8 protein-coding genes are annotated in these 9,100 nt (G+C 62.5%); all 8 read left to right on the plus strand.

The window, feature by feature from the left end; genetic code table 11:
• Positions 1–339 precede the first annotated feature (339 nt).
• Positions 340–1,110 carry a glucose-1-phosphate cytidylyltransferase gene (gene rfbF / locus NP534_RS23580; protein WP_274100291.1) on the plus strand — a complete coding sequence of 257 codons (771 nt, stop codon included), beginning with the start codon at positions 340–342 and terminating at the stop codon, positions 1,108–1,110.
• Positions 1,101–2,168, plus strand: a complete 1,068-nt coding sequence (gene rfbG / locus NP534_RS23585; RefSeq protein WP_274100296.1) for a CDP-glucose 4,6-dehydratase — start codon at positions 1,101–1,103, stop codon at positions 2,166–2,168. The genes rfbF and rfbG overlap by 10 nt, the downstream gene beginning before the upstream one ends.
• Positions 2,161–3,486, plus strand: coding sequence for a lipopolysaccharide biosynthesis protein RfbH (gene rfbH, locus NP534_RS23590; protein ID WP_033699487.1), 1,326 nt, complete (start codon positions 2,161–2,163; stop codon positions 3,484–3,486). The genes rfbG and rfbH overlap by 8 nt, the downstream gene beginning before the upstream one ends.
• Positions 3,486–5,015 carry an N-acetylneuraminate synthase family protein gene (locus NP534_RS23595; RefSeq protein WP_274100292.1) on the plus strand — a complete coding sequence of 510 codons (1,530 nt, stop codon included), beginning with the start codon at positions 3,486–3,488 and terminating at the stop codon, positions 5,013–5,015. Before rfbH ends, NP534_RS23595 begins: the two co-directional genes overlap by 1 nt.
• 1 nt (position 5,016) lies before the next feature.
• Positions 5,017–6,846, plus strand: coding sequence for a thiamine pyrophosphate-binding protein (locus NP534_RS23600; RefSeq protein WP_274100293.1), 1,830 nt, complete (start codon positions 5,017–5,019; stop codon positions 6,844–6,846).
• Positions 6,846–7,481 carry an HAD family hydrolase gene (locus NP534_RS23605; protein WP_274100294.1) on the plus strand — a complete coding sequence of 212 codons (636 nt, stop codon included), beginning with the start codon at positions 6,846–6,848 and terminating at the stop codon, positions 7,479–7,481. Before NP534_RS23600 ends, NP534_RS23605 begins: the two co-directional genes overlap by 1 nt.
• Positions 7,482–7,585: 104 nt before the next feature.
• Entirely contained in the window at positions 7,586–8,512 is a 927-nt protein-coding gene (locus NP534_RS23610; protein ID WP_095063727.1) for a class I SAM-dependent methyltransferase, read from the plus strand.
• A gap of 28 nt (positions 8,513–8,540) precedes the next feature.
• Positions 8,541–9,100, plus strand: a 560-nt coding sequence (locus tag NP534_RS23615; RefSeq protein ID WP_274100295.1) for an NAD-dependent epimerase/dehydratase family protein, incomplete at its 3' end; no start/stop codon positions are given.

A 9,100-nucleotide genomic window follows, 5' to 3' on the forward strand; every position in this document is an offset into this window, starting at 1 on the left:
CGCGGCGCATCGCGAGCTGCGCTCGCTCCTACATTTGTTTCGGGCCAGTATCTCCTGCGCCAGCGTGCGCGACCGCCTTGTTCTTACCCAGCAATTTCGTGTCCTGCGCAGGCATTCGCGCGCAGATCCCACAGGCACGATTGGCCAGAAACAAACGTAGGAGCGAGCGCAGCTCGCGATGCGCCGCGCGGGCGGCGCTCGATTTCCGCACCCCTATAAATCTCCAGTCATGCATTGCGACTGCCACTTTAAAGCAGGCATGCGTTTTGCTTTGCATAGCATAAAGGGCCAGGGGTCAGTTTTTTGTCACCCCTCCGACCAATGCGGACAAACAGCATAATGAAAGCAGTCATTCTGGCCGGTGGGCTGGGCACACGCATCAGCGAAGAATCCCACCTGCGCCCAAAGCCGATGATCGAGATAGGCGGCAAGCCGATCATCTGGCACATCATGAAGATCTACTCGCATTACGGTATCAACGACTTCGTCATTTGCCTGGGCTACAAGGGCTATGTGATCAAGGAATACTTCGCCAACTACTTCCTGCACATGTCGGACGTGACCTTCGACATGGCGGAAAACCGCATGGATATCCACAACCGCCACGCCGAACCTTGGCGGGTGACGCTGGTGGACACCGGGGAAAACACCGCCACCGGTGGCCGCCTGAAGCGTGTCCGCGACTATGTTGGCGATGAAACCTTTTGCCTGACTTACGGCGACGGTGTGTCCGACGTCGATATCCCCCAACTGATCGACTTCCACCGGCAGCACGGCAGGCTGGCCACGGTTACCGCCGTGCAGCCGCCGGGGCGTTATGGCGCGCTGGATGTGCAGGGCGAGCAGGTACGTGGCTTCCAGGAAAAACCCTTGGGCGACGGTGGCTGGATCAATGGCGGCTTCTTCGTGCTGGAACCGACCGTGCTCGATTACATCGAAGGCGACGACACCACCTGGGAATACGAGCCGCTGCGTCGTCTGGCCAAGGAAGAGCAGCTGATGAGCCACCTGCACCGTGGCTTCTGGCAGCCGATGGACACCCTGCGTGATCGCATGCTGCTTGAAGAACACTGGAAAAACGGCGAAGCAGCTTGGCAGCTATGGCGCTGAACCCGGCATTCTGGGCAGGGCGCCGAGTCCTGCTGACCGGGCATACCGGCTTCAAGGGCGGTTGGCTGGCTGTCTGGCTGCGCCAGCTTGGCGCCGAACTGCGCGGCTTTGCCTTGCCTGCCGCGACCACGCCATCGTTGTGGCAGGCCGCGCAACTGCAACAGCAGATAGCCGGCGATTTCGCCGATATCCGTGATGCTTCGGCCCTGGCCCATGCCTTGAAGGATTTCCAGCCGGAGGTGGTGCTGCATCTCGCGGCTCAGCCGCTGGTGCGTGAATCCTATCGTGCGCCAGGCGATACCTACGCAACCAACGTCATGGGCACGCTCAACCTGCTGGAGGCCGTGCGTGCCACGCCTTCGGTACGCGCGGTGCTGGTGGTGACCACCGACAAGTGCTACGACAACCGCGAATGGCCCTGGCCCTACCGGGAACAGGACGCCCTAGGCGGCTTCGACCCCTATAGCAGCAGCAAGGCCTGTGTCGAACTGCTGTGCGCGAGCTACCGCGACTCGTTCCTGCGTACCTCCGGCGTGGCCCTGGCCACGGCGCGCGCTGGCAACGTGCTAGGGGGCGGGGACTGGTCTGCCGAGCGCTTGCTGCCGGATATCTTGCGTGCCTGGGAGGATGGCCAAGAGGTGATCTTGCGTTATCCCGATGCGACGCGCCCCTGGCAGCACGTACTCGACCCGCTGATGGGCTATCTGCAGCTGGCGCAGGGCTTGCTGACCGATGCCGAGCGGCACGCCGCAGCCTGGAACTTCGGCCCTGACAGCGCAGGGCTGGCCAGCGTCGGCGAGATCGTCCGGCGCCTTGCCGAACGTTGGCCAGGCGAGGCGCGCTGGTCGGTTGCCGGCGATGCCCAGCCGCACGAAGCCGGCCTGCTGGCGCTGGACTCCAGCAAGGCGCGGCAGATGCTTGGCTGGTCGCCCCGCTGGTCGCTGGATGACACCCTGAAACAGACCCTGGACTGGCATCTGGCCTGGCGTGCAGGGCGTGATATGAACATCGTTACCCGCGAGCAGATCGCGGTTCACCAAGGCGGATCCCATGAGTGACAGTACGGCGCAGCAGTTGCGCCAACAGATTGCCGAACTGGTCGGGCGCTATGCCGATCTGCAGATGGCGCCGAAACCCTTCGTGGCGGGGCAGAGCAGCGTTCCGCCTGCCGGCAAGGTGATCGGTGCGGGCGAACTGCAGGCGATGACCGAGGCCGTGCTGGATGGCTGGCTGACCACCGGGCGCTTCAACGAGGCGTTCGAGAAGCGCCTGGCCAAGTACCTGGGCCGTCGCTGCGTACTCACCACCAACTCGGGTTCGTCGGCCAACCTGCTGGCGTTTTCCGCGCTGACCTCGCCACGTCTCGGCGACCGCGCGATCAAGCCCGGCGACGAAGTGATCGGCGTTGCCGCCGGTTTCCCGACCACCGTCAACCCGATCCTGCAGTTTGGCGCGGTACCGGTGTTCGTCGATGTCGAGATGGGCACCTACAACATCAACCCGGCGCTGATCGAAGCGGCCATCGGCCCGAAGACCAAGGCCATCATGCTCGCCCATACCCTGGGCAACCCTTTCGACCTGGGCGTGATCCGCGCCCTGTGCGACAAGTACGGCCTGTGGCTGATCGAAGACTGCTGTGATGCCCTGGGCTCCACCTACCAGGGGCGCATGGTCGGCACCTTCGGCGATATCGGCACGCTCAGCTTCTACCCGGCGCACCACATCACCATGGGCGAGGGCGGGGCAGTGTTCACCGACTCGCCGTTGCTCAAGCGCATCATCGAGTCGTACCGCGACTGGGGCCGCGATTGCTACTGTGCGCCCGGCGAGGACAACACCTGCAGCAAGCGTTTCTGCTGGAAACTGGGTGGCCTGCCGCAAGGCTACGACCACAAGTACACCTACTCGCACCTGGGCTACAACCTGAAGATCACCGACATGCAGGCCGCCTGCGCGCTGGCGCAGATGGACCGGGTCGATGATTTCGTCGCTGCGCGTAAACGCAACTTCGGCTGGCTCAGCGAGCGCCTGGCCGGTTGTGCGGACCAACTGATTCTGCCGCAGGCCACCCACGACAGTGACCCCTCCTGGTTCGGCTTCCCGATTACCCTGCGCGACGGCAGCGGTGTGAAGCGCCTCGAGCTGTTGCGTTACCTGGATGAACAGGGCGTGGGTACCCGCCTGCTGTTCGCCGGCAACCTGACGCGCCAGCCTTACATGCAGGGGCTGAACTACCGGGTTTCCGGCGAACTGCCGGTCACCGACAAGATCATGAACGACACGTTCTGGATCGGCCTCTGGCCGGGCTTGAGCGATGACCATCTGGAACATGCGGCCAGTCACATCGAAACCTGGCTCAATCGAGGAACCCACTGATGAGCACTGCCTCTTCCGCCAACACCGGTACGTTGTTCGATAAACCGCTGTTCATCCTCGAAATGGCCAACAACCACATGGGCGATGTGGCGCATGGCGTGACGCTGATTCGCGCATTTGCCGAGGTGTGCAAGGCGTTCCCGTTTCGCTTTGCCTTCAAGCTGCAATACCGTGACCTGGATACCTTCATTCACCCGGCGATGCGCGGCCGTGACGATGTGAAGTACATCAAGCGTTTCGGCGAGACACGTTTGTCCCGTGAGCAGTTCGATACCCTGGTGGCGGAAATCCGTGCCAACGGCTTCCTCTGCCTGTCCACGCCGTTCGATGAGGCATCGGTAGGCGTGATCGAAGCGCAGGGGCTGGATGCGATCAAGATCGCCAGTTGCTCGATGAGCGACTGGCCGTTGCTGGAACGCGTGGTACAGACTCAGCAGCCGCTGATCGTCTCCACGGCCGGTTCGACCCTGGATGAGCTCGATCGTCTGGTCAGCTTCCTGGCCCACCGGGAAAAGAGTTTCGCCATTCTGCATTGCGTAGGGGAGTACCCGACCCCGGATGCCAACATGCACCTGTCGCAGGTGGATTTTCTGCGCCGGCGCTACCCTGACGTGCGCGTGGGCTTTTCCACCCATGAAAACCCGGACAACACCGATATCGTCAAGATCGCGCTGGCCAAGGGCGCGCGTATTTTCGAGAAACACGTCGGCTTGCCCACCGAGCAATTCCCCATCAACGCCTACTCGGCAAGCCCTGAGCAGGTTCGGCGCTGGCTGGAAGCGGCGCAATATGCCTTGTTGCTGTGTGGTGAAGGCGAGCAGCGTCTGCCAGTGAACGAGAGTGAACGCGACAGCCTGCGCTCCCTGCGTCGTGGTGTGTTTGCGCGCAGGCCCATTGCTGCGGGTGAGGTGGTGCAGGCAGACGACGTGTATTTTGCCTTCCCGCCGCAAGACGGGCAGGTCACTGCCAACGACTGGTCGAAGTACGCCACCTTCACTGCCCAGGCGGATATCCCTGAGCATGCCGCACTGAGCACGCAGAACAGCACGCGGCGTGATGTGCGTGACAAGGTCTGGGCGATTGTCCAGCAAGTTCGCGCGCAGTTGAGCGGCAGCCACGTGGTGGTACCGGGGCGGGTCGACTTGGAAATCTCCCACCACTATGGCCTGGAGCAGTTCGACGAAATCGGTTTGACCATGCTCACGGTGGTCAATCGCGGCTACTGCAAGAAACTGCTGATGCTGCTGCCAGGCCAACAGCACCCTGAGCAATACCACAAGCGCAAGGAAGAAACCTTCCACGTCCTGCATGGCGAGCTGACGCTGCAGCTGGACGGTGTCAAGCGGGTCTGCCGTCCGGGGGATGTGGTCACCGTCGAGCCGGGTGTTCGTCATGCCTTCCACAGCGAGGGTGGGGCCATTATCGAAGAGCTGTCCTCCACGCATTTCAGCAATGATTCGTTCTATACCGACGAAGCGATCAATGCCAATCGCGACCGTAAAACCCTCTTGAGCTATTGGATGGACTGACGTGCCAAGCCCCTATCGTGTTGCAGACTACATTGCTGACTTCATCGCCGATCTGGGTGTGAAGCACGTCTTCCTGTTGCCAGGCGGAGGTGCCATGCACCTCAACGACGCGGTCGGCAAGCACCCCAACCTGGATGTGGTGGCCTGCCACCATGAACAGGCCGCCGCGATTGCCGCCGAAGCCTACTGCCGGATCAACGAGAACATCGGTGTGGCGATGGTCACCACTGGCCCGGGAGCGACCAATGCGGTGACTGCCGTTGCCGGTGCCTGGATCGAGTCGGTGCCGTTGCTGGTCGTCTCCGGCCAGGTCAAGCGTGCCGACCTGCTGCGTGGCGCGCCACTTCGGCAGAAGGGCGTGCAGGAAGTGGATATCGTCAGCGTGGTCGAGCCGATCACCAAGTACGCGGTGACCGTCCAGCAGCCAGAAGACATTCGCCGCGAGTTGGAGCGCGCTGTCTTTGTAGCGCGAGATGGCCGCGCCGGCCCGGTATGGATCGACGTACCGCTGGACGTGCAGGGCGCGCCGATCGATGCCGACAGCCTGGTGGGCTGGGACGAGGCCGCAGCACCCGTTGCAGCGCTGGACGCGGCAACGCTGGAGCAGATCCGCAGCTTGCTTGACGGTGCCCAGCGGCCGCTGATTCTCGCCGGCCATGGCGTTCGCTTGAGCGGCGCGGCAGCAGCCTTCCGTGATTTGATCGAAAGCATGGGCGTGCCGCTGGTGACGACCTGGAATGCAATGGACCTGCTGCCTCACGAGCACCCGCTGTATGTCGGTCGCCCCGGCGTGGTAGCGCTGCGTGCACCGAACTTCGCAATACAGAATGCCGATCTGCTGATCACCATCGGCTGTCGTCTGGACAACATCATCACCGCCTATGCGCCGCGCGACTTTGCGCGCAACGCACGCAAGATCGTCGTGGATGTGGATGCCAACGAGATCGCCAAGCTCGACATGGACATCGATGTCGCCGTTACCCGCGATGCCGCCAGCTTCATCGAAATACTGGCCGCTTCGCTGAAAGGTGCCTCGTTCAACCGCCCGCAATGGTTGGCACGTTGCCGCGACTGGAAGTCACGCTATGGCGTCAACGACGGCAAGCCTTTCGCGGCCAGCGGGCCGATCAGCCACTTCCAGTTTGCTGACGCGCTTTCCAACGCCGTACCGGAAAATACCCTGGTCAGCACCGGCAGCTCGGGGTTGGCGGTCGAAGTCTTCTACACCGTGTTCCGCAATCGCCCAGGCCAGCGTGTATTCCTGACTTCTGGCCTGGGCGCCATGGGTTACGGCCTGCCCGCTGCGATTGGCGCGTGCTTCGCCAATGGCAGCAAGCCGATGGTGGCGGTGGAGAGCGATGGCAGCCTGCAACTGAATATTCAGGAGCTGGCCACGCTGCGCGGGTTCAACCTGCCGATCTGCCTGGTGGTGATGAACAACGGTGGTTATGCCTCGATTCGCAACACCCAGCGCAACTACTTCGAAAGCCGCTATGTCGGCACCGGCCCCGAGGCGGGCTTGTGGATGCCGGACCTGGAAGAACTGGCACGTGCCTACCACTTGCCGTTCAAGCGCATCAGCGATGCCGCCGAGCTGGAGCAGGGCCTTGCCGAGGCCGTGCAAATGCCGCGTCCGATGATCGTGGAAGTGGTGTTGATGAAGGATGAGGCGTTGAGCCCGAAGGTTGCGGCAATTCCGCAGGCGGATGGCTCGATGACCTCGATGCCGCTGGAAGACATGAGCCCCTTGCTGCCGCTGGCGGTATTGGAGGAAGAAATGGCTGGCAACATCGCCCCGGTATCGCGCCAGGTTCGGCAGCAGGTCAATTGATGAAACGCCACGTCCTGTTCGACTTTGACGGCACCTTGGTGGACTCGGCGCCGGCCATTCTTGTCTGCTTTACCCGTGTGCTGAAGGCGCACGGGCTGCAGGCCATGCGCCCCATAGACGCCAGCCTGATCGGGCCGCCGTTGCGCCAGACGCTGGCGACACTGAGCGGCAGTGACGACGCAGCATTGCTGGATGCCCTGAGCGCCTCGTTCAAGGACATTTACGATTCCCAAGCCTGCCTGGAAACACCGGCCTATGCGGGTTGCCAGGCGATCTTGGAGCAGCTGCGCGAGCAAGGCTTCAGTCTGTACATCGCGACCAATAAACGGCTGCTGCCAACCCAGCGCATCATTGCGGCATTGGGTTGGCAAGGGCTGTTCAGCGACGTGTATGCCAGTGACTCCTACCCTGATCGCTACACGGACAAGGCCGGCATGATCGCTGCCTTGCTGGGGGATGGCGGCATTGCAGCGCAATCGGCCCTCTACATTGGCGATACCGTTGCAGACGGTCGTGCAGCGGCGGCCAATGGTGTCGAGTTCTGGCCAGTCGCTTGGGGCTATGGTCAATTTGCCAGTCATGAGCAGCCATTGCCTTCGCCGCAACAGTTGCTGGAACGCCTGGTGCGCGCATGAACACAGCCGCTACAGCCAACACATGCCCCTGCTGCGCAACGGTCGAGCGCGTATTGCCTAGCCCGCAATACACCGCTTGCCGGCTCTGTGGGCATCGTTGGCGGATGCCGATGGACGAGGCGGGCTACTATGAAACGCTGGTCGCTCGTAACGATCTGAACACGCCTTGGTTCAAGCGCAAGATGCGTGAACGTGTCGCCGCGGTATCCGACTTGCTGAAGACAGGCAAGGAGCGCGTGCTCGAAGTCGGCTGTGCGGAAGGTGAACTCGGGCGCGAGATCAAGGCGCGCTTTGCCGTCACCTATGAGGGTGTGGAGTTGTCGCAGGACAGGGTGCTGGCGACGCAGAAACTTGACCGCGTATTCCACACGCCAGCCAGCGAGATTGAGGCAACGCCGTACCAGTTGATCGTCTCCTTCCATGTGCTGGAGCATATCGCTCGGCCCGAGCAGGAGCTTGCGGCCTGGGCGAGCCTTCTGAGTGCGGACGGGCGTGTGCTGATCGAGGTGCCGAACCAGGCCGGGCATCCGCTGCTGGCCAGTGATCGCAATCCCGAGCACCTGCACCAGTTCACCCCGGCGTCGCTGGCCCTGCTGCTCGCACGTTGCGGCTTTACCTGCGAAGCGTTGTCCGTGGGGCATTACGAATCGCCGGTCTACTCGGACTCGGTGCGCCTCGTCGCCCGCCTGCAGCCTGCGGCTGAGCAACGCGAGCAGCGTCTGCTGCAGCGTTTTCGTGAACAAACCGGCGGCCCGTTCCTGGTGTACGGCATTGGCGGCGACTACCTCAACTATCTGGCACCGATTGCCGAGTCGCTGGATATCCACGCCCTGCTGGACTCATCAGAAACCAAATGGGGGCAGCGCCTGGGTAAACACGTGGTGTGTGCCTACGATCCGCAAGCGCACGCGGAGTTGCCCATCCTCATCTGCTCCATTCGCTTCGCCACGGACATCCGTCAGCACCTGCTTGACCTTGGGATTGCAGCGCAGCGCATCATCGGCCTGGATAGCATCTATGAAAACGCCTGATCCCGTTCTCGCTGCGGATTTGAGCGGGATGCTCACAGCCCCGCTGCCCTGGGAAGCCCTGCACGGCCGTCATATTCTGGTCACTGGCGCTTCGGGCTTCATTGGTGGGCATGTCGTCGAAGCCCTCGTCTGGCTCAATCGGCGTCAGCCTCAGGCGAAGGTGCACGTGTACGCCCTGGCGCGGGACCTGGCAAAACTGCGTCAGCGCATGCCCTGGCTGGATATTCCAGGCGAAGTGACGCCTCTGATCCAGGATGTCACCCAGCCCTGCGGCCTTGCTGCACCGCTGGATTTCATCGTCCATGCCGCCAGCCCTGCCAGCCCCAAGGACTATCTGCGACGGCCGGTCGATACGATCCGTGCCAATACCGATGGCACCCGGGCACTGCTTGAGCTGGCCCGGGACAAGCAGGCACGTTTTCTGTTTCTCAGCAGTGGTGCGGTGTACGGCGACAACCCTTGGCAAACCGATGCGATCGCGGAAGGTGATTTTGGCCGGGAAGACCCGTTGGCTCCACGGGCCTGCTACGGCTGGCTGCGGTCGACCTGGTGCTGGACTGCTCCGACAACTTTTCCACGCGCGAGGCG

The sequence above is a fragment of the Pseudomonas sp. 39004 genome, assembly GCF_028682155.1.
Taxonomy (GTDB): domain Bacteria; phylum Pseudomonadota; class Gammaproteobacteria; order Pseudomonadales; family Pseudomonadaceae; genus Aquipseudomonas; species Aquipseudomonas capeferrum.